18 protein-coding genes are annotated in these 20,701 nt (G+C 39.9%); 4 read left to right on the top strand and 14 right to left on the bottom strand.

The genetic code is table 11. From position 1 onward, the window contains the following. Positions 1–107 precede the first annotated feature (107 nt). Positions 108–1,307: an MFS transporter gene (locus NCWK1_RS02490; RefSeq protein ID WP_103123600.1), complete on the top strand. Its 1,200-nt coding sequence runs from the start codon at positions 108–110 to the stop codon at positions 1,305–1,307. On the opposite strand, the gene NCWK1_RS02485 is transcribed toward NCWK1_RS02490, so the two are convergent. The 7 genes from NCWK1_RS02485 to NCWK1_RS02455 form a co-directional block, all read right to left on the bottom strand. Further along, on the bottom strand, positions 1,295–2,917 hold the full coding sequence (locus tag NCWK1_RS02485) for an ArnT family glycosyltransferase (protein WP_103123599.1): 1,623 nt from the start codon (positions 2,915–2,917) through the stop codon (positions 1,295–1,297). The two genes, NCWK1_RS02490 and NCWK1_RS02485, sit on opposite strands and share 13 nt — an antisense overlap. Positions 2,918–3,063: 146 nt before the next feature. Then, positions 3,064–3,807: an ABC transporter ATP-binding protein gene (locus tag NCWK1_RS02480; RefSeq protein WP_096580468.1), complete on the bottom strand. Its 744-nt coding sequence runs from the start codon at positions 3,805–3,807 to the stop codon at positions 3,064–3,066. Positions 3,808–3,948: 141 nt separating this feature from the next. After that, positions 3,949–4,704, bottom strand: coding sequence for a PEP-CTERM sorting domain-containing protein (locus NCWK1_RS02475; protein ID WP_103123598.1), 756 nt, complete (start codon positions 4,702–4,704; stop codon positions 3,949–3,951). 336 nt (positions 4,705–5,040) lie between these two features. Beyond that, complete coding sequence (locus NCWK1_RS02470; RefSeq protein ID WP_096580472.1) at positions 5,041–5,265, bottom strand: indolepyruvate ferredoxin oxidoreductase subunit alpha; 225 nt, start codon at positions 5,263–5,265, stop codon at positions 5,041–5,043. A gap of 224 nt (positions 5,266–5,489) precedes the next feature. Next, on the bottom strand, positions 5,490–6,704 hold the full coding sequence (locus NCWK1_RS02465) for an ATP phosphoribosyltransferase regulatory subunit (protein WP_096580474.1): 1,215 nt from the start codon (positions 6,702–6,704) through the stop codon (positions 5,490–5,492). Continuing rightward, complete coding sequence (locus tag NCWK1_RS02460) at positions 6,704–7,657, bottom strand: J domain-containing protein (protein ID WP_103123597.1); 954 nt, start codon at positions 7,655–7,657, stop codon at positions 6,704–6,706. Before NCWK1_RS02460 ends, NCWK1_RS02465 begins: the two co-directional genes overlap by 1 nt. 385 nt (positions 7,658–8,042) lie before the next feature. Then, a complete protein-coding gene (locus tag NCWK1_RS02455; RefSeq protein ID WP_103123596.1) occupies positions 8,043–10,151 on the bottom strand; it encodes a hybrid sensor histidine kinase/response regulator in 2,109 nt (702 codons plus the stop codon). Between the two features lie 567 nt (positions 10,152–10,718). On the opposite strand from NCWK1_RS02455, the gene NCWK1_RS02450 reads away from it, so the two are divergent. Further along, positions 10,719–11,645, top strand: a complete 927-nt coding sequence (locus NCWK1_RS02450) for a cobalamin-binding protein (protein WP_103123595.1) — start codon at positions 10,719–10,721, stop codon at positions 11,643–11,645. 40 nt (positions 11,646–11,685) lie between these two features. On the opposite strand, the gene NCWK1_RS02445 is transcribed toward NCWK1_RS02450, so the two are convergent. Together NCWK1_RS02445 and NCWK1_RS02440 are read right to left on the bottom strand one after the other, a co-directional pair. Then, positions 11,686–11,985, bottom strand: coding sequence for a protealysin inhibitor emfourin (locus NCWK1_RS02445; protein WP_096580482.1), 300 nt, complete (start codon positions 11,983–11,985; stop codon positions 11,686–11,688). A 153-nt stretch (positions 11,986–12,138) separates the two neighbouring features. Further along, entirely contained in the window at positions 12,139–13,215 is a 1,077-nt protein-coding gene (locus tag NCWK1_RS02440; RefSeq protein ID WP_096580484.1) for a M4 family metallopeptidase, read from the bottom strand. 734 nt (positions 13,216–13,949) lie between these two features. On the opposite strand from NCWK1_RS02440, the gene NCWK1_RS02435 reads away from it, so the two are divergent. Then, positions 13,950–14,372: a hypothetical protein gene (locus tag NCWK1_RS02435; protein ID WP_096580486.1), complete on the top strand. Its 423-nt coding sequence runs from the start codon at positions 13,950–13,952 to the stop codon at positions 14,370–14,372. A gap of 145 nt (positions 14,373–14,517) precedes the next feature. On the opposite strand, the gene NCWK1_RS02430 is transcribed toward NCWK1_RS02435, so the two are convergent. From NCWK1_RS02430 to NCWK1_RS02420, 3 genes are read right to left on the bottom strand one after another with little or no spacing between them, the layout of a single operon-like run. Further along, complete coding sequence (locus NCWK1_RS02430; RefSeq protein WP_245894805.1) at positions 14,518–15,378, bottom strand: GNAT family N-acetyltransferase; 861 nt, start codon at positions 15,376–15,378, stop codon at positions 14,518–14,520. Between the two features lie 41 nt (positions 15,379–15,419). After that, positions 15,420–17,663, bottom strand: a complete 2,244-nt coding sequence (locus NCWK1_RS02425; RefSeq protein ID WP_103123594.1) for a pentapeptide repeat-containing protein — start codon at positions 17,661–17,663, stop codon at positions 15,420–15,422. A gap of 7 nt (positions 17,664–17,670) precedes the next feature. After that, entirely contained in the window at positions 17,671–18,678 is a 1,008-nt protein-coding gene (locus NCWK1_RS02420) for a zinc-dependent alcohol dehydrogenase family protein (RefSeq protein WP_103123593.1), read from the bottom strand. A 118-nt stretch (positions 18,679–18,796) separates the two neighbouring features. Here NCWK1_RS02420 and NCWK1_RS02415 point away from each other — a divergent pair, with 118 nt between their 5' ends. Further along, positions 18,797–19,717, top strand: a complete 921-nt coding sequence (locus NCWK1_RS02415; protein ID WP_103123848.1) for a DUF4351 domain-containing protein — start codon at positions 18,797–18,799, stop codon at positions 19,715–19,717. Positions 19,718–19,914: 197 nt separating this feature from the next. Here NCWK1_RS02415 and NCWK1_RS02410 read toward each other — a convergent pair whose 3' ends face one another. Together NCWK1_RS02410 and rcbX are read right to left on the bottom strand one after the other, a co-directional pair. Then, entirely contained in the window at positions 19,915–20,244 is a 330-nt protein-coding gene (locus NCWK1_RS02410; RefSeq protein ID WP_096580496.1) for a ribulose bisphosphate carboxylase small subunit, read from the bottom strand. A gap of 56 nt (positions 20,245–20,300) precedes the next feature. After that, positions 20,301–20,699 carry a RuBisCO chaperone RbcX gene (gene rcbX, locus NCWK1_RS02405; protein WP_103123592.1) on the bottom strand — a complete coding sequence of 133 codons (399 nt, stop codon included), beginning with the start codon at positions 20,697–20,699 and terminating at the stop codon, positions 20,301–20,303. Positions 20,700–20,701 lie beyond the last annotated feature (2 nt).

The following is a 20,701-nucleotide window of genomic DNA, read 5'->3' as shown; positions in this document are numbered from 1 at the left end:
TCAACACGGTTATCAAAATAGGTCACACATTGCGTTAATAATTATCCACATTTCCAGCAGCGGAAATCAGAGGGGAGGTAATATAAGTTACCTCCCTTTTCTCTATTATGAGTATTGCGCGATCGCCTGCACAAGTTTTATGGCTGCAAGTATTGGGGTTAGCAGCCGTACAAGGGTCAATTAGTCTGGCTTGGTTAATTTACAATTTATACTTGCCCCAACTTCTCACACAGTTTGGTTTTTCCGCCTCTTTAGCAGCTGGTTTGCTAGTCATCGAAAATGCCTTGAGTGCGCTGCTAGAACCCTTAATGGGGGGATTGTCCGATAAATCTCAACGCTGGTTCGGTAGTCGCTTCCCCTTTATCTCTGTCGGTGTCATCCTTTCTGCAACACTTTTTATTGCGCTACCATGTATCGTAACTTTTGTCCAGCCTACAGTAATTTGGCGATCGCTTTTACCGATAACTCTGGTAGCCTGGGCTTTAGCTATGACAATATTTCGTAGTCCCGCTATGGTTTTATTAGGGAAATACGCCACACCTCCCCAGTTACCATTAGCAGTCAGTGTTGTGACTTTTGTCGGGGGAATGATTGGGGCTTTTCGACCAATTGCTAATCAGTATATTCTCAGCTTGGGGGCAATTTTCGCCTTTGCTGTCGCTTCTTTTGTGATGCTGGCTACGGCGGGGATCTTACGTTGGGTGAATCCTCCCGAAACACCCAATTTTCAGCATGACACCACAGTAGGGAAATTTCCCTATCCAGAATTGGGTTTAATGTTCGCCACTGGTTTAGGTGTGGCTTGGGGTACGCGACTCATGATGAATAGCTTAACCCAATTGCTCAAGGCGCAATTTCATACCAATAATATTGATATGTTGCTAGTGTACATTGGGCTGGCGATCGCTCTTGCTACCTTACCCGCCGGAGTTTTAGCTACCAAAATCGGTAATTGTCAGGCAATGTTACTGGGCGTAGGTACAACAATTATCTCAATATTGGCGATCGCTTTTACTGGTGCAATCTTACCGCTGATAGTCTTGTTAGTAGCCGGCTTTAGCACCATCATCAACGGCGCAATTCCCCTAGCTTTGGGCTTAATATCTCCAAAATGGGCAGGTTTGGGGATAGGAACTTACTTTGGTGGGTTTGCTTTAGCTATGAGTTTATTCGGTTGGTTATTTCCCCAAGTTGCAAAAATGACACCTGTTATTAGTGCGTTGTTTTGTGGGTTAGCCTTTTTGCTAGTTGGTATTTGCCTCATAATTGCTACTGTGCAGATAAATGCAAAGGCTCAAACTCCATAAGCACGGGGATAGGGTTTAAGCAGTGTCTTAGCTTGATAGACATAAACAATATTCACAGCCACACCACCACGGCGAATTACTATTTGTTCAATCTCTTCTACACTGCGAAAATGATTGCGATAACTAGCCATTAAATCTTCTCGCAAGTTAAACGGTGCAGTAGTAATATATAGTGCATCTTTTCCTACCCATTGTTTAGCCCTCGACCAAAAAGCAAAACCACGGTTATCATTACCAATATCAAAACAAGTGATGGGAATTTGCGCTACAGGTTCCAGAGACATGGCAATTGGCCCACCTAAATAATAGCGATTAGTAAAGATAAAACTAGAATTTTGTAGGGCTGTTTTGAGAATTGGCGATTCACTAAAACTACGGCGCAGTTGTTGAATATCAATTAGTTCTGTAGAAGGGTCATTCTGAACAGGTAAGAATCCTCCCAACAAGGCGTATTGGCTAGGTTTTTGGAAAATTCCTAAAGTTAATTGCAACAGTAAAATGAGGACGATACTCACAACCATAATTCCCGAACCTAAGAGCCATTGCCGCACCCAAAGCCGGGATTTTTGCTCCCAAATAACAGCTTGTTGTCCTAATAATAAAGTGATTCCCCAAAATCCGGGCATTGTCCAAGCTGGTAGAATCTGTCTATATCCGCCAATAAAAGTAAAGCCTAAAATTAAGGGTAATGAAACCCATAAAATTAAGAGTTTTTCTGTCTGGAAATTATCTTGGTAAGTGATAGGTTTTTGCGTAAAAATTTGCTTGATTTTTCTGAGTATTGGTTGCAAACTGACACGCCATAAAGGAAAACCTAGGGTTGGGAATAAATAAGCTACCTGAGCTAAATAAACTAATAAAACATTCAGTAAATTGTAGCCAGTTTTCGGTACCGCTCGTGCTGATTGAAAACTAAACGATACCCAATCATGCTGCATATTCCAAAACACAATTGGGGAAATGGTAATGATAAATAATCCTAAACTGAACCATGCCCAAGGCGATCGCAATACAACTCGATGTGGTGAACTGCTGAAACAAAACCCAAGTAACCCTAGCCCCAAAATAAACCCATGATATTTGCTATTACAGGCTAACCCGACCAAAATTCCTAAAATAGCTAAACGATAGCTAGGAATATATGAATGAGGCTGACGCAGAAATTCAGTAACTGCACAATATAAACTAGCCGACCAAAAAAACATCAGCGGGCTATCTGGTAGACTCAGGATACCAAAACCAATTTGAAAAATTGGACAGATGGTAGCAATTGCCAAAGTAAAATAGGCAGCTTTGGCAGAAAATATTTTCTGACTAGTCAAATATAAAAATATCAAACTGCCTGTATGGCAAAGTATAGCTCCTAGACGAATAGTAAACTGTGATACGTCTCCAGTTAACCAAGTACCAAACCCAGTCGTAAAAGCAACTATCGCAGGATGATCAAAATAGCTCCAGTTGAGATGCAAACTGTATAGGTAGTAGTAAGCTTCATCAAATGTAGGGTAAAGCCAAAAAGCAATTATGGCTCGAAATAATAATCCTCCGACCAGCAAAACAAGCACTGATTGATTAGCTTTTCTAGTCAACCACTTTTGAGCTATTGGCATTTATTTATATTTGTTTTTAGTATGCACACTAAATCATAAACTCAAAGGTCAATGGACAAAAATCAAGGGTTTTTTGGACTGTTGACCATTGACTATTGACAGCCTAAACGAAAAAAATCTGACACTTGCGTAAGTCCTATTCTTTTTTAATGACCCTTACCTGCACCTAAATACAATTCACCCACTTTCGGGTCTGTTAATAATTCTTGCCCAGGGCCAGAAATTGCATCCCGTCCAGACTCTAAAACATAACCGCGATGAGCCATTTCTAAAGCTTTCCGAGCATTTTGTTCTACAAGTACGATCGCAGTACCACTCTGGTTAATTTGCTTAATTTGGGCAAATACCTGAGTTACCAAAATCGGCGATAAAGCCGCTGATGGTTCATCTAACAGTAATAAACTGGGTTCTAACATCAATGCTTTGCCCATCGCCAGCATTTGCCGTTCTCCTCCAGAGAGTGTACCAGCCCGTTGACGACGGCGATCGCTCAATTTGGGAAACATAGCAAATATCTTATCTTTGACTGGTTTGAGAGGTGCATTACTCACAAAAGCACCCATTTCTAAATTTTCTTCCACACTCAAAGAAGGAAAGACGTTAGCAATCTGTGGTACATAACACAAGCCTTTCTTAACAATTTGATTTGATTTTAGTCCAGCAATATTTTCACCTTTAAAAGTAATTGTGCCTGTATGCGGTGTTAAAAGCCCAAAAATAGTTTTTGCCAAGGTGGATTTACCCGCACCGTTGGGGCCAATTACTGTCACCAATTCTCCTGCATCTACCCGAAAATTCACACCTTGCAGAATATCCACATCTTTGATGTAACCAGCATGGACATTGTGTACTTCGAGTATTGGGGCAGAGTGATCAACTGAACCTGACATACAATCCTTAAATTAATCGAATTTTATAATGCTATGTCTTCTCTCTCAGAAACGCGAATGAAACTTTTATCTGTTCCCTGTTTCCTCTCTACACAAATAATTTCAGCAATCACATCAGATTGTATATAACTCTATGGAAAATTATTGAGACTTGTTTTTTTTGCAGTGGCGAACTGCCAAATATATCCCCGCCAAAGATAACACAGCGAGACCACTAGGTTCTGGAACAGGACTGGCTGGCTGTGAAACAATCACTTCTCCGACTGCAACTTCACCATTGTCGCCAACTTCCCCAATGTAAAGATATAACGGAATATTTGTAAAAACAGGACTTTTAAGTTTAAATTCTACTTGACCATTGTCTCCCAAGCTGAAAAATCCAAAAATTCTCCTGGGGTCAGTAGTAGAATTAGCATCAAAATTTCCCAGCGTAGCCACAGCATTATTGACATTACCGCCTGTAGTGCCAAACAATGGCGGAGTTGTAGGAGGACGCTGGCTTCCTAGAGTCAAGATAGTTCCTGTAGGAGTAAAATCAAAAACGTCTACTAAATCTGAAATAGAAATGTTTTTCGCGGCGACGGCGCTGTCAACAGCAAGGTAACTAAGTTTGATCCCATCTAAATCAAAGCCACTGACATTACCAGGAGTGCCACCAGTCCCATTACTAATATCTTTAATTACAATGGAAGCAATCTCACCAAAGCTTAAAACCGGAATTTCGGCACGATAAACAGCAGTAGTTGCAGGAGAACCACCAGTTACACCTGTTAGCTTGGTAAAGCCAAGAGCAATTGTTGCTGCTGTAGCACTTTGACTTGAGATCAAGCTAATAGCTAATGTAGCTATACTAGAAGTTAAAAACTTAACACTAGAAAAACTACTTAGTTTTTTCATGAATTTCAATATCTTGTTCTAAAGGAAATGCAAGTATTACTTATTTTCCAGATTTAGCTGAGGTTGCTAACTGAGGTAATCAAGTAGACAGTCTATCAACTTTTACAAAGAAGATATCAAGATTATATAAATTTTTTATACGGTACTGAGTTGCAGTCTTATGGATGAATACAAAAATAGGCATTGGTGAAGTTAATCCAATGCCTATATGTTGAATAATATGTGTGCAAAGATGTAGTGGTACGAGGATTTTGAACATCTGTACTCCCATACACCCACACCCTTAAACTCAAGCAATGCCTAATTGATTCTGAATTCTAGCTTCTGAATTCTTCTTCAAGGTGTTTTTTGCAAATCTGGGCGTTCTTCTTGAACGATCGCCCCTGCTACTGGGCATACTTGGAAACATATCCCACAATCGATGCAGGTAGTAAAGTCAATCCAGTACCAATCTGTTCCTTGAACATTTTTGCCAGGCCCTTCATGGATGCAGGCTACAGGACAAGCATCTACGCAGTCGGCAACGCCTTGACAAACATCAGTGACAATTGTGTGTGGCATTTGATAGATTCCCTCTCTTAATTGGTCATTTGTCAATAGTCAAAAGTCAATGGTTTTTGCTATTGACCCCTTCGGGGTGACGCTCCTAACGTCGCTAACGCTGCGCTAACACCAGTCGCTCATGGGGGAAACCCCCTACAGCCCTTTGGGCATCCTACGGCGGGCGTTAGCCTCTCCCTTTGGGAGAAGACCGCGCTGGCTCACCATTGACCATTGACTCTGAACTATTGGCTAATACTTTCTATTGTGGGGGAGCCATCGGCTTTAATCCAAGCGATTTGGGCAATTCGGCGATCGCTGGCATACTGACGAATAGCTTGTGCATCTCTGCCTCCTAATTCCATTTCTACTATGACTAGATGAGTAGAATCACGGAGTTTTTGGGAATATGCAAAAGCTGCCGCCTCAGCATGTTCGGTTTCTGGTACTACTAACCAGTTGCTGGCAGGAATTTCTTGCGGCAATTGCTGACTAGATAAAAGAACCTGGTATAAATCTTCAATGTTGAGGACAAAACCAATGCCGGGGATGTTTTCGCCTTGGGGGTGATACAGTCCTAAAAGTTGGTCGTAGCGACCACCCCGCCCTAAAACTCTGGCTGGGTAATCGCTATTGTTGACTATTTCAAAGACAATCCCTGTATAGTAGTCAATGGTCTGGATTAAACTGAGATCCAAAATTACAGGAAAATTCCTTTCTTTTTCTAGTAAATCTACTAGAGATTTGAGGCTATTTACTGCTGCTTGCTGTTCTGCGTCTAAACCCAGACTACTGACTTTTTGTAATACGTCTTGACTTTTGCCGCGCAGGTCGAGCATGATTCTGGCGCGATCGCGTAAATCTTCACTTAGCGGCAAGGTATCTATAGTCACACGATCAAGGTGAGCGATCGCCTGACGCACTTTTGCTTGTAAATTAGCCGGAAAAGCTTGCAAAAGCGATCGGGTAATTCCCGCCTCGCCTAAAACTATCTGCCAATCCCTCAAACCCAATGCGTCTAAACAATTACCCACCAACAGCAGTACTTCAGCATTAGCCCGCAATCCACCAACACCTAGAAGTTCCACACCAGCTTGATAAAACTCTTGCTGACGATTGTGCCGATTTTCCCAAATATGTCGGAAGACATTGGCATGATAATAAAGTCGTTGCGGATAGGTAACAGCTTCCATACGCGTAACTACAGCACGAGCAATGGAAGCTGTCAGTTCTGGACGCAATCCTAATTCTTCATTTTCTGAATTTTGCAGTTGAATCACCATCTGGCGTTGAATTGCTTCCCCCGCCATTAAAGTGTCCATCCGTTCCAGCGTTGAGGTAATAATCTTGTGATATCCCCAACGATGGAACACTTGCTGTAACCTATCTTCAATCCAGCGTTTTTGAGCCACATCTAAAGGTAATAAATCCCTCGCTCCCGCTGCTGGTTGATACACCATTATTTTTTATTCCCACCAAACAAACCTCCAAATAAACCTCCACCTCCCGATTTATCTGGTTGTGTATTCCCAGTTTTGGCAGATGGAGTCGCTTTAGAACCACCTGATTGTTGACCCAAAGCTTTATCTATTTTAGGTTTCCATGTGGCCGCTATTTGGTCGGTCGGGTCTAATTTTAAAGCATTGTCAAAATGAATCTTGGCCATTTTTAGCTGATTTTGCTTTAAATAGACCAAGCCAATCAAACTATGACAGCGGCCACTCTTGGGTGCGAGTTTCAGTGCATCCTGCAACTCGACTTTGGCTTGAGCAAATTGGTTTTTCTCAATTAGACCTTGCGCCCGCCGAATATATTGTTCCGCGGCTGAGTCTTCTTTTGGTGGCGCTGGCGGTGGTGGCGGTGCTGCTGCTGTATCTGGAGGAGTGTTGGCGCTCGGTGCAGATTTAGGTGCAGCCGATTGGCTAGAGAAAGCTTTACCCGCACTCCGCATTAAATAGACTAAGTTCAACTCACTAATTTGAGCAATGATAGGTATTACTTGCTGTAAAGAATTGTATTGAGTTTCAGCAATTTTAGCGATCGCAGTTTTATAGGAATGATCAATATTGGGAGCCGCCGCCAGCTGTCTGGCTAAATCGGTGGTAAGTTCTATAGAAGCCGAATCTTGTACCAAACGCTTACCCATTTGAGACAAAATTATCATGTATTCTGTGCGGCTGCGATCGCCAGATAGTGCCTCATAAGCTGGGTTAACCAACTTAGATAATAATTCACTAGCCAGCTTTTTTTCCCCAGGAGTGGCAGAAGCATTACTATCAGGATGCAAACGACGAGCAATTTGCAGATAACGCTTGCGGATCTCTTTTACATCCGCATCCACTGAAACGCACAAAACTGCATGATGGTCTATAAAGTCATATCTAAACAGTCCACGATCTATTTTTAGCGACATAGGTTGGTGTTACACCACAGGAGTCATAAGATTCCTTCTAGTTTACTTCGCTAGATCAGTGGATCGTCAGTAGCAATTTTTCATTTATTCCATAGTCAAGGGTCAATAGTTCATAGCACTATAACTTTGGCGTGAACAATGCACGCTTCGGGAAATGCTATACCAACTACGGAGTAATCCAAGTGCTTAAAAGCCAGCTATATTCATATTTTTCGCATAAAAAGCTAAAAATAGCCTAAAAATAAGCTACATTTACCGATTTATAACTATTTTTTTGAGTATAATTTTACTGTGAAATTTTTGCTCCTCAATTTAAATCTTTTTTCATGTTGCAATATCAAATTGCTTTACATGATTTGTGATTTTTGACTTACACCTTACGTTACTAGCTTAAATATCGCATCAAAATTGATTCAAGCTGAACAATCCGAATTGGCTTTAAAATATAGTTATATTTATCTGCTTGTCCCAGGTTCAATTCTGGCAATTCATTTTCGTTACCACCCATAAATACCACAGCAATATTTTGCAATTCAGATTCCTGCATTAATATTTGGTATAAACTGGAGTCTTGACTTGGCAAAAGTTGCGTATCTAACAAAATTAAGTTTGGCTGAAAATTTGTGATTTTTTCTAATAATTTATCTAAAGTATTTATCCACTCAACTTGATAGCCAATAAGTTGGAGATAATCGTGTAAAAATATGGCTATATTTTCTTCTGCTTCCGCAAGTAGAATACGTTTTTCATTTAATTTGTTTGCAGGTGCATAAAATTTACTGATATTTTCATCTACTATGTTGATATCTGTGGTTAAATCTACTTGATCTGGTAGAAATAACGTAAAACGGCTGCCTTCTCCCAATTTAGATTCGACTGTTACATCTCCACCATGTAATCGGGCTAATTTACGTGTCAAGGCTAAACCTAAGCCTGTACCTTCATACTGGCGATTTAAGCGGCTATCTAATTGTTTAAATGGTTCAAAGAGAAATTGAAATTGATTACTATCTATACCAATACCAGTATCTGCAACTATAAAGGTAATCCCTTCAGGAACTTTATTAATTTCTAAACTTACCTGACCGGCTGGTGTAAATTTAATCGCATTCGTCAGCAGGTTAATTAACATTTGTTTGCTCCGACGAATATCCACTTTACAAGTTTCTGCCTGTGGATCAATTTTGCTGATCAGGTTTAAACCTTTTTCTTTAGCTTGATCATGTACTGTCGAAATGGCGTAATTGCACAAATCTACTACCGATACAGTTGATAAATTTAGTTCTTCTTTACCTGCTTCTACTTTTGATAAATCAAGAATATCGTTAATAATTGCTAGTAAATGTTCTCCGCTACTATATATACAATTAATATATTCTTGTTGTTTTTCATTTAAAGAACCAACCATTCCATGTTGCAACAACTGTGATAATCCCATAATTGCATTTAAAGGAGTTCGCAGTTCATGACTCATTGTGGCTAAAAATTCGTTTTTGGCGCGATTACCCGCTTCTGCGGCTGCTTGAGATGTACGGAGTTTTAACTCTGTTTGTTTGCGCTCAGTAATATCTTCTATAATTGCCAGAAAAAACTCTGGTGTGCCATTACTCCCAGGAATCATAGAAATTGAGAGGTTAGTCCAAACTAACTGACCATTTTTATGTCGGAAATATTTTTCGATTTCAAGGCGATCGCGCATTCCTGATATTAGTTGTTTATATACCTCTAAATCTCCTTTTTGGTGGGAAATATAATCGATAAAGTACTTACCGTACAGTTCTTCCCGACTGTATCCCAGCATTTGCGATAATGTGGGATTAATATCTACTATCTCAGCTTTGATATCTGCAAGTCCAATACCAATAGACGAACGCTCAAATATTGCGCGAAATTTGGCTTCACTTTTTTGTAGCGCTGCTTGTACAGTATGGCGATCGCTCGCTTCTATGGCTAAGGCGACAAAATCCGCAATTGAACTAGCAAAGTTTTCTTCATCTACAGTCCACTGGCGGATGTCTCCAAAGTGTTCATGGCATACTACACCTACCACTCGTCCTCCCAGCCAAATTGGTGCATCTAGTAATGATGTAATGCCAAATACTTTTAAATAAGATGCGGCTAATTCTTGGGTTCTATTATCGTTAATAGCATCACTAACTGCTAGACTGCGCTCCACTTCTAAACTTTGGAAATAATTAGGATAATTTGCTTTTAATAATGTCTGACCTGATATATGTATTTTTTTCTTCAAGTCATACAAATTTTTACATTCAATTGAGGTGTGATCAGCAGTGTATAACCATACGCCAACTCGCTCCACAGCCAGTGTTTTTGCTGCTACTTCGGTAATTTCTTGTAAGGTTGCCTTGAGATTGCCTTTTTGGAATGTCTTGCTCCTGGCCAATTGCACTAGGGATTGAATCTGTTTACGTTGCTCATTTTCTCTGATTTGCACAATCTCTTGTTTGCTATCATTAATCACTGCTAATTGCATCTATTACACCTGTTAAGTAATTACCACGTCTGGCAGAGCTATCACAGAAATAGAACCATCTTTTATAACTACAACTACCCCACAGGGTTTTTCATATCCGGATTGTATATTTTTTTTCATTAAAATCTTTGATGTCAGTGCAATACCTACCACTAAAATTACATTATTATTAGTCATCCACCTTTGGCAATCATCTGGTATGTAACTACGTGCGGAATGGCTGCTTGTTAAAAATTTTATGAGTTTAATAGATAAACTCCATATAGCTACTATGCTATTAATAAGCTCATACACTTTCAAAATACACCTAATTTCCGGAACTATTTATTAATGCTTACCACCCAATAGCATAGAAGGCACAAAGATAGTATCGTTCCTGAAGAAGATATCTCATACAATGGGAGTAATCAGTGCGGAAATATATTGATTTATGAAATTTTCTTAAATAGTCAATTTATTCAGCTAATCACGGCAGTAACAATTTGCGGCATTCTCCTACAGAAAGATACTTATTTATTTAAAGTTTGTAAAAATTGAACTGTAAGCAGATGTTCTGGAGATGGTGCGATGACTAATAGCAATATCAGAATTGTTTCTTTGATACCAAGTGCAACGGAAATTTTAGCCACGCTGGGGTTAGCTGATGCAATTGTGGGGCGATCGCATGAGTGCGACTATCCCCCAGAAATCAAAAATCTTCCTGTCTGTACACAAGCCCGCTTAAGCACTGATGAGCCTAGTGGCAATATTCACGCTAAAGTCAATGATTTGTTGCAATCGGCACTGAGTATTTATCAAATTAAAACTGAGGTTTTAGAGCAGTTACAACCTACTCACATTCTGACTCAAGATCAGTGTGATGTTTGTGCAGTTAGCTTACCAGAAGTTGAAAAAGCAGTTGCTAATTTTGTCTCAACTTCACCAAAAATTATTTCTTTACAGCCTAATCTGATTGAAGATGTGTGGGCTGATATTGAACAAGTTGCTCATATCTTTAATGTAGATTCAGTAAAAATACTAGAAAATTTAGAAGCTAGAGTTAAAATTACTCAACAAAAAATTCAAGGACTTTCACTTAACGAATTGCCTAAAGTTGCTTGTATTGAGTGGACAGATCCTTTGATGACAGCAGCAAACTGGATTCCCGAATTAGTCAACTTAGCGGGCGGACAGTCACTATTTAGTGTTCCAGGTAAACCTTCGGTACTTTTGGAATGGGACACACTCATCGCCACCAATCCAGATGTGATTATATTTATGCCTTGTGGCTTTGATTTAATTCGCACTCGCAAAGAGGCTGATTTATTAACTCAACGTTCAGAATGGCAACAACTTCACGCCAATCAAACAGGCAGAGTTTATATTACTGATGGAAATGCTTACTTCAACCGTCCAGGGCCACGATTAGTAGATTCTTTAGAAATTTTGGCAGAAATGCTGCATCCAGAAATTTTTGACTATGGTTACAAAGGTACAGCTTGGGAAGTTTTGTAAAAGTGCTGAGTAAAAATACTAGTCTCTAGTTCCTCTTAAATTATTTTTGCTTGGCTGCGTTATTTAGCCATTCAATGAGAGGTCTTAAAGTTCCTGGTAAGGCTGCTTCACTGACAATTACTGTGTGCTGTTTATCGTTGTCTTCTACAGTTAACCTATATTGAAAGCGATCGCTTTGAGGATTAGGCGAGGGAATTTGTGCAGGTAAATGAAATAAATCAGCCGCTTGGACTAATAATGGTAGTTCTTTTGCTTCTTTTGCTGACAGCGTGTTGGTGTCAAGGGTGGTTTTTTTAGTTATCCCAGCAAAGCCGCCTGTGCGTTCAAATGTGATCCGCATGATTAAGTCTCCGTTGCATACAAAAACTGGGAGAAAATGACTATCTTCTCCCAGTTTAGCAACAATGAAAAATACAGTAAAAATTCGGAATGATCAATCATGAATTATGAAGCCATTGTTGATTCATGATTCATCATTGCTCATTACTATCAACTAAAGTACTCCTACTTTTTGCCAAGCATTCTGTACAGCTTTTTGTTCTAGGCTGTCAATACCATAAAGTTCGCCTGCGACTTGGATAGTGATGTTAGCTGCGGTTTTAAATTGTGCTTGGTTACGCAAGCGATCGCGCAAAGCAATGTACCAAATTTTCCCGGCTTTTTCCCAAGCATAGCCCCCAATCTCAACTGCTGCTAAATAAAAAGCATAGTTGGGGATACCGGAATTTATATGCACTCCCGCATTATCTTCCCAGCCAGTAAACTTATCTCGCATGTGTGCTGGTTGTGGATCTTTACCTAAGACAGGATCATCATAAGCTGTTCCCGGTGCTTTCATCGAGCGAATCCCAATGCCATTCACACCCGGCGCTAAAAGACCTTCACCAATAATCCAGTCGGCTTGATCGGCTGTTTGATTTTTTAGCTTTTGTTTCACTAAAGAACCAAAAACATCAGAAAATGACTCATTTAACGCCCCTGGTTCGCCATAATATTGCAGACCAGCTTCGTATTGAGTGACTCCATGTGTTAACTCATGCCCAATAATATCAATACATTTAGTGAAGCGTTGAAATAATTCACCGTCACCATCGCCGTATACCATTTGGTCGCCGTTCCAAAAGGCGTTGTCATACTTAACACCATAGTGTACGGTAGAATCTAAACGTAAACCCTTATCATCAATGGAGTTGCGTTCAAACACCTCATAATATAAGTCATAAGTAGCACCAGCAGCATCGTAAGCTTCATTCACTGCTTCATCGGTGCTTGGAGGATCACCCTCACCACGTACTAAAGTACCTGGAAGTTGCTGTCCATTTTTTGCATCGTAGATAGTGCGTCGCTTCTCACCAGGAGAAGGAGAGAAGGAAATATTCCCGACAACATTCCGTCGCCCCTGGAACTGTGCGGAAACGTTTAATGTATGAAACGCCCAAGAACGTTGCTGAGGATTACCATTCACAGCCACATGTTCCAGCATGTGAGGTGGAACAATACAACAGATAGGACATCTAGTATGTAGTAAATGCTGAAATCTAGAACCCGATGATTTTTTCTTACGAGCCATAGAAGATATTCTCCTTAAAAAAACTAAGCGATCGCCAATTTTGACATCAATGCCAATGTGCCAATAAATAGACTCATTAATGCCAATAACATATCCGCTATTTATACTTTTGAGTAGCTTTTCTACTAGTTCTTTTTAGATATGTCTGTTCAGCATATATAGTACGAAGCAAAAAAGCTTAAATTACCGTCGTTTCAGCCCTAGTGTTTGCACCAATAAATCAAAACTCTTCACAGAACTAGCAAGGCTAAATAATAGTTCCTTTTAAGAAAAATTATGCTCTTTTTTAAATGTCTTTTACAGGATATTTCCTAAATATTTTATTAAGCTTTTTTGCCTAAGCAGGAATTTTTACAGTTTGTTAAACTGGCAATTATTATATTGCAAATAAAATTTAAATTTCTGATTTCAATCAGGGGCTAAGATATATGTACAAAATAAATGATCCATCGTCGGTAAATAGAACTAACTGGAGATAGTTTATAACTAATTGTTAAGTAAGAGGAACGGAAAAGTTTATATTAATTTACCTCAGAATTTTACTCTTTGTTATTTATCATGACTCAAACAGGATGTACGCACAGCCTAAGATTTTACGTCATTACGAGCAAAGCGAAGTAATCGCAAAGGCTGACTTTTCGTCACGAGTGCGTAAGTCCTATCAAACTAAAAACGCCATATGCTCTTTGATGCAGAATTGTTATGACAGTTAAAACATCAATCTTGACAAACAAATGTCGCGCATCCCTGATTGGTATTTCACGGCTCTTGCTCTATTTTTTCCTTTACTGACAATATTTGTCTTGCATCTTAATTGGAATCGTCTTGCCAAGCACTATCGCACCTACGAATCACCACCTGCAAACTTCTGGCGGATGCAACATGGTTCTGTGGGTTGGCTTTATTACAAAGGAACTTTGAATGTTGGTGTTAGCCGCCAAGGAATTTATTTGAGTATCTTTCCTTTATTTAGTTTTGGGCTACCGCCGTTGTTGATTCCTTGGAGTGCGATTAGGAAAATTGAGCCTGCTAATAGTTGGTTTGTGCAGCGTTTTCGACTTTACCTAAGTGTGCCAAAAGTCAAGTTAGTAATTAATAAAGAAGTTTTGGAACCGGCAAAAGAATATCTAGCTGCACAGGGGTTTGAGTGGATTTAGAGGTCTAGTACAACAAGGTAAAAGTCAAAAGTTAAAAGGAAAAAGGAAAAAGAAAGAATAGTGATACCACAAGCCTTTTAGCAATTGCAGATGGTCACGGAGCGTAGTCGAAGTGTGGTCTGTACTAGCAGTATTTTTCGAGTTACTAATCACCAAAAATTACTAAACCGAATTCTTCCCCAGTCGGACGAAAACCGATACCTTGGTATGCTGCTTGGGCTGGGTGGTTTTTTTGATTGGTAAACAATATAGCGCGTTCAACACCGTGCGATCGCGCTTCTAATAATGAGCCAGCTACTACACATTTGGCATAACCTTTTCCCCTAAGTGGTGGTGGTGTCCAGACTCCACCAATCTGCACAATTTCTGGCAACCAAGCATTGAATGTCGTATAAGCTACAGGAGTATCATTTAGTACTAACACCCAATGTCTAGCTCTAGCTTGGCGTGCTTCTAGCTCACGGCGGCAATTTAAGATTAAATTAGGAGTTTTAGTATGTCCTAATGCTTCCACATTAAATTCAGCACACCACTGGCTGAGTAAATCAAACTCTTCAGGGTAAGGTAATCGACATTCCACTTCTTCCAATAAAGTTGGAGGTACTTGTAAGTTTTGCAATGCTAAAGAAAACAATCTCTCGCTTTCATCAAGCTGAGTTGGTCGCTTCACAAGTCCCAATACTTGCTTAGTAGCCGTAACTTGTGCGGCTGGGCCTGCAATTCCCGAAATCGGGCGATGAGACTGCGCTACCGTTGCTTGCACCACTTCCGCCAGATGCACTGGTGCTTGGATGACAAGCATATTATTCCAATAATGGGCGGCCACTGCAACTATAGTTGCATCAGCGATCGCAGCTACGTATGTTCCTTGAAACCTTCCACCTTGGTCGAGTAGTCCAGCTTCGCGCCAATTTGATCGCAGAAACATGGAAGTGTCAGCGTGTTGCAATAGAAAATTTTCTAGCCATGCTTCATCACCAGATTGCAAGGTTTTTAAGGTATACACAAAAAACTCCGTTGCTTGAATTAGACATTCACTGATGAGCATTATTTCAGATAAATCAACAAATTCAATCCGGGAATTGTGCGCGAAAGTGTCCACAAAATTAGGGTAATATACAGTACACCTAAACTCCACTGATACCAAGCAAGGGTAGCAATTATTCCTGGTAAATGTTGGTCGCGCAGACGAATATCATTAAATCCTAATCGCACTAAATTGTTGAGACTAAAGTCATAATAATTCAGCCAATTCCAGCGGCGATCGCTTAATAATGGCATATATCTTTCTCGAAATGTGGAGTTTCTCGGTATCACTGGTAAACGTCCAATCAATAATCTTAATTGTCGAAAAGTTCCATCCTCAGTGAAGTAAGAAACATCCATTAAATCGTGATAGCGTCCCTGTTGATATAATCGTACTATTAACGTTATTGGTACAGGGATAATAATGAGCAATAAACATCCCAAGGTTAACCAAGGCTGTTCGGCATTGCGAAAGATAGCTAACAAACTAAAAAATTCTAAACAGCTAAAACCTATTAATATAGAGACAGTTTCGTAATATGTAGGAATAATTACTACAGGACGGAGACGACGGTAACGATCTACTAGCCAAAATAGTAACCCAAAATAAGCGATCGCCACACCACCTACACCAAAAGCTAACCAAAAATTTGTACCATAACCACTTAATAACAGTAATAGAGTTAAAGCGAACAAACTCCAAGCTTGTAATATCCATCCGCCTAAAGCTAGAGGTTCAGTAAAACTCAGGCGATTATTGAGTTTATTATATGTTTCTAAATCAATATCTGCTAAAGTTAATATCTCATTACTATAACGAAACATTCTGATAGCCCGACGCTTAATGATTGCGTCTGCTTGTGTTGCTGAAAAACCCAAGTTAATCAAACGATTTATAGATGCACTATTAATGTTTGTTCTCAGTAAACTTTGACTTAATTCAATTAATCTGAGACGCTGTTTGGTATACTCCAGTTGATTAGCATCGGCAATTTGCTGTTGCTGACGAAAATTTTGTCCTAAATTCCGCAGAATATTTTGATTACCTTGTAAACTAGTTACACAAAACATTTTGCCAATTTGACCAAGATTACCTAAAATTTTGGCTTGGTTAGAGTTAAAACTTAATCCAGATACATTTAAAAAAGTATTTTTAGCAAAACTCGCATCACTAAAGTCGGCTAAATTCAAGATACTCGCACCGTGCAGATTTATAGGCTGATTAAATTGGGCTTCCCGAAAACTCACAGCTTGTTCAAAAGTGGCTTCTGTCAACAATAAAAACTGATTAAAATTTGCCTTGGTAAATTGAACTTGATTAGCAAAGCGTACATCAGAAAAATTAGTATTACTTTGCCATTGTACTTTGTTAAATTTAGCTAACTGCTTAAACAAAGCTTGGTTAAAGTTAGCGGTTTGAGCAAAAAAACTCCCATAAAAATCAGCAATTTCTTGAAATTGAACTTGTTTAAAATTAGCTTTATCAAAAAAAATACTCCCTTGAAAATTACTAGCTTGTCGAAAAGTAGCATTCATAAAGCTAACCAGACGACTAAATCTAGCTTCACTCCAATTTGTTGTTTGTAAGAAAGTCGCATTTTGGGCATCTACAGATTGAAGAAAGAAAGTATTGAGGAAATGTACTTGCCCATTAAAGCGCGTATTTACCAGAGTTAAAGTACCACGAAAAACATTAATTTCACCAGAAGAATTTGCATCAGTTGCCAAAAGTGAGCGACAATCTTTAGAGTTAGGTAAAGCGTAGACGTGAAGCGGCTTGTCGTTAGACATCGCTAGTGATTGTAAACAGACTAGACGTAAACTTTCTAATTGTGCTTGTTCTGTAGCGGTAAAAATTGGTGCGATCGCTTGAGCATATAAAGGTGTGCGTAAACCCAAATCACTCCCAATAAAATCCCCCTGAATCACAGAATAGCTGAGGTCTAAACCTAAAGGTTTCGCACCAGCTTTTTGTAATTCTTTCCGCAATAACTGATAAAAAGCATCCCGAAAACTACCATTTTCTGGACGCAAATCAATCACCATCTCTCGCAAATCCACAGTTAAATTACCTTCGCGGAGTATGGGTTTGCTTAATCTTTCTTGTAACAGTTCCAGAGTTAGGGGTGTACGTTCTAATTGTGTCTGTGCAGCTACAGCAGACAAAGGTAATAAAAAACTCAACAATAAAACGCAGAGGAACACCAATATAAGATTCTCAGCAAACCTCCGCGTACCTTGGTGTTGAAAAAATAATTTACTCAAATGTCAATCATTCATCACTAATCAGCAGGACAATTTTACCTGCGATCGCACCAGTTTCAATTAATTCATGGGCTTTTGCTGCATCTTTTAACGAAAACTGATGATTAACTTGGATTTTCAACTTACCTTCTTCCATCCAACTCCCGCACTGTTCCAAAATTTCCGCATGATGTTGCAGACTTTCATCCATTCCTAATAGCATCGGTGTTAGCATTAACTCCAAGCCAATACGGAGATTCCGATTCCTCGCAATTTTCCACACAGTATTCGCATCAGGTTCTAGAATCGTCACAATATCACCATACACCCGCACCGCTGGAAAGGTGTTTTGAAAAGTTTCGCCGCCAACAGTATCAAAAGCTAAATCTACTCCTTCTCCATTAGTCCAATCTAAGATTGCTTGGACAAAATCTGTTTGTTTGTAAAAAATTGGATAATCTGCGCCAAGTTGTTGGACAAACTTCGCTTTTTCCTGAGAACTCACCGTAGTGGCGACAGTAGCATTGTTGAGTTTAGCTAATTGAATTGCAACATGGCCGACACCACCAGCACCCGCATGAATTAACACCTTTTCTCCTGGTTCTAATCTTCCCCGTTCGTATAAAGCTTCCCAAGCAGTAATTAATACTAACGGTGCTGCGGCTGCTTCTGCAAAAGACACAGATGCGGGTTTACGCGCCACAAATCGTTCATCCACAATAGTATATTCCGCATAATTACCTTGGTGTCCGCCTAAGCCACCGTAGCAAAAATATACTGCGTCTCCCGGACGAAACTTTTGTACACCAGCACCCACAGCTTCAACAATACCTGCACCATCACAGCCTAAAATTGCCGGCATTTTATCAGGGTAAAAGGTACCACGTCTGCGAAGTTTAGTATCAATCGGGTTAATCCCAGCCGCTACTAAGCGGACTAAAAGTTGCGTATTATCTAAAGGAATACTTGGGGCTAGTACTTCCTGTAATTGCAATACTTCAGGACTACCTGCTGCTGTCATTAAGACTGCTTTCACAACGCTTTCCTCCTAGCTGACACTAGATGCTTGTTCTTTTGCAACTTTATCAGTATTGCTATGTGTGTGCGATCGCTTTGATAAAATAACCACAATTATCTTTGCCCAAGCCAATTTAATGACGAGATTTATCCATGATCAATTCTCTAAAGACTATTTAGAAGAATTGCTAAAGCCTTATGGACAAGTCCAAGCACCCAGTCGAGTCGCCGCCGAAGTGCGAGAAATAGACGTATTATTTACACCAATTCCCACACAAACAGCTAATTTAGTCACGTTGGGAATATTAGGAAAAATGGTGACAACACCAGCCATCTTTGAACCCTTCCGTAACCCTGCATCAATAGAAGAAATCCACGATTGTATCTCTAAATTATTAGAAGTCAGAAGGGACATACAGCGAGAAGTTAATCGCAGCAAAACTAAAATACCAGACGCAGAAATTCCTCAACTATGGATACTAACGCCCACTTGCTCAAAAAGTATAATTTCTGGATTTGGTGGACAACTAAACTTAGATTGGGGGAAAGGAATCTACTTTTTACCAAAACATTTCCGCACAGCGATCGTGGTAATTCATCAGTTACCATGTATTCCCGAAACACTATGGCTGAGAATACTAGGACGTGGTAGAGTGCAGCAGCAAGCGATTGACGAATTAGTCGCACTCCCAACAACTCACTCATTCAAAAGAGTGACGCTAGAATTGCTTTATAGCCTGCAACAAAACTTGCGAATCAACCAGAATATAGAAACAGATGATCGGGAGTTAGTAATGAGATTAGCACCACTGTATCAACAAGACAGAGAACGCGCTAGACAGGAAGGGTTACAACAAGGACTACAACAAGGAGAACAACAACTAATTCTGCGACTGTTAAATCGGCGTTTTGGAGAAATCGAGATATCTTTAACCGATAAAATTCAAAGATTGTCTATTGAACAATTGGAACCTCTAGGAGAAGCGTTGTTGGATTTTGCCACGGTAGCGGATTTAGAAGTTTGGTTAACTCAACTAGAAGACACAGAAAATCAGTAAATCTTTAATGTGGGTTATTTCGATTAAGTTGATAGGCGATCGCACTCTACAATCATGCAGTATTTCTGAGGCGATCGCACTACAATAATAAACAAAATTTTATGCCGCAAAAAAAGAGAGGTAAAACTATTTACCTCTCTTCTGTTAAATATTAAAACCACAGGTATGAGGAATTTCACCTTTTACCTGTAACTTTTTCAATATCTGTTGGGTTTGTGAACGATAAAGCTGAGAACTTGACATTGCTTGATGTTGTCAAAACCTACAACACGGATGTAGTGTGTGGGATATTGAGAACGGCAGGATTGAACCTCAGCCAATACTTCACGGGAGGTTTTAGCGCCGAATAAAGGCAACTTCCACATTGTCCAGTAAAATTCGGTGGGTTCTGAGACTTCGTTAAACTCAACACCTGGAATGTAGCCTTGGCTCAAAATGTATTGAACTTGCTTTTCGATTTGAACGTCGGTGAGGGGAGGTAAGTAAGAAAGGGTTTCGTAACGACGCTCTTTTGGTAAGGTTTGCATAGCTGGTGATAATGGGTTGCTATTTGGAAATAATTACTTGTACTAGCCTAGCTGGATTAGTGATCCCAGTCAGGTTCGGAAATTGTCTGCTGTTCTGATTCAGGACTGGGGTCTGATAAACTCAACTGCGTCATGCGTTCTAGATGCTGGCGGCGTTGTTCCATATTGCCTTGCTGAATCCCGCTACGAACCATTTCTGGCAAGAAATCGGCTACCTCTTCAGCTATATGTTCTCTGACAGTCATAATCCGCAAGGCTAAATCTGGTTTTTCTCGGAAAAGTTGTTTAATATAAGCTTCTCCGTCCTGAACTTTGCCGGCAGAAAAGGTTTGCAGCCATAGTGCTAACGGTGGATTCGTTTCGCCTAGCTGCGCCAACACAGTCATTAGCGCCTGATAAGTCAGGTAGCTTTGGAGAGTTTTGGCTGTATCTTTAGCTATTTGCTTGAGATTCATGC

Origin of the sequence: Nostoc cycadae WK-1, from assembly GCF_002897135.1 — a bacterium.
Lineage (GTDB): Bacteria > Cyanobacteriota > Cyanobacteriia > Cyanobacteriales > Nostocaceae > Nostoc_B.
Note: the sequence above shows the minus strand (reverse complement) of the source record. Positions and strands in the feature narration are given on the sequence as shown.

Bases quoted from the DNA above. Each gene is read 5' to 3' on its own strand.
- NCWK1_RS02440 (WP_096580484.1), bottom strand. From the start codon at position 13,215: ATGGCTCGTAAGAAAAAATCATCGGGTTCTAGATTTCAGCATTTACTA.
- NCWK1_RS02445 (WP_096580482.1), bottom strand. From the start codon at position 11,985: ATGCGGATCACATTTGAACGCACAGGCGGCTTTGCTGGGATAACTAAA.
- NCWK1_RS02490 (WP_103123600.1), top strand. From the start codon at position 108: ATGAGTATTGCGCGATCGCCTGCACAAGTTTTATGGCTGCAAGTATTG.
- NCWK1_RS02460 (WP_103123597.1), bottom strand. From the start codon at position 7,657: ATGTCGCTAAAAATAGATCGTGGACTGTTTAGATATGACTTTATAGAC.
- NCWK1_RS02410 (WP_096580496.1), bottom strand. From the start codon at position 20,244: ATGCAAACCTTACCAAAAGAGCGTCGTTACGAAACCCTTTCTTACTTA.
- NCWK1_RS02415 (WP_103123848.1), top strand. From the start codon at position 18,797: ATGACGAGATTTATCCATGATCAATTCTCTAAAGACTATTTAGAAGAA.
- NCWK1_RS02450 (WP_103123595.1), top strand. From the start codon at position 10,719: ATGACTAATAGCAATATCAGAATTGTTTCTTTGATACCAAGTGCAACG.
- NCWK1_RS02435 (WP_096580486.1), top strand. From the start codon at position 13,950: ATGTCGCGCATCCCTGATTGGTATTTCACGGCTCTTGCTCTATTTTTT.
- NCWK1_RS02465 (WP_096580474.1), bottom strand. From the start codon at position 6,704: ATGGTGTATCAACCAGCAGCGGGAGCGAGGGATTTATTACCTTTAGAT.
- NCWK1_RS02475 (WP_103123598.1), bottom strand. From the start codon at position 4,704: ATGAAAAAACTAAGTAGTTTTTCTAGTGTTAAGTTTTTAACTTCTAGT.
- rcbX (WP_103123592.1), bottom strand. From the start codon at position 20,699: ATGAATCTCAAGCAAATAGCTAAAGATACAGCCAAAACTCTCCAAAGC.
- NCWK1_RS02470 (WP_096580472.1), bottom strand. From the start codon at position 5,265: ATGCCACACACAATTGTCACTGATGTTTGTCAAGGCGTTGCCGACTGC.
- NCWK1_RS02480 (WP_096580468.1), bottom strand. From the start codon at position 3,807: ATGTCAGGTTCAGTTGATCACTCTGCCCCAATACTCGAAGTACACAAT.
- NCWK1_RS02455 (WP_103123596.1), bottom strand. From the start codon at position 10,151: ATGCAATTAGCAGTGATTAATGATAGCAAACAAGAGATTGTGCAAATC.
- NCWK1_RS02485 (WP_103123599.1), bottom strand. From the start codon at position 2,917: ATGCCAATAGCTCAAAAGTGGTTGACTAGAAAAGCTAATCAATCAGTG.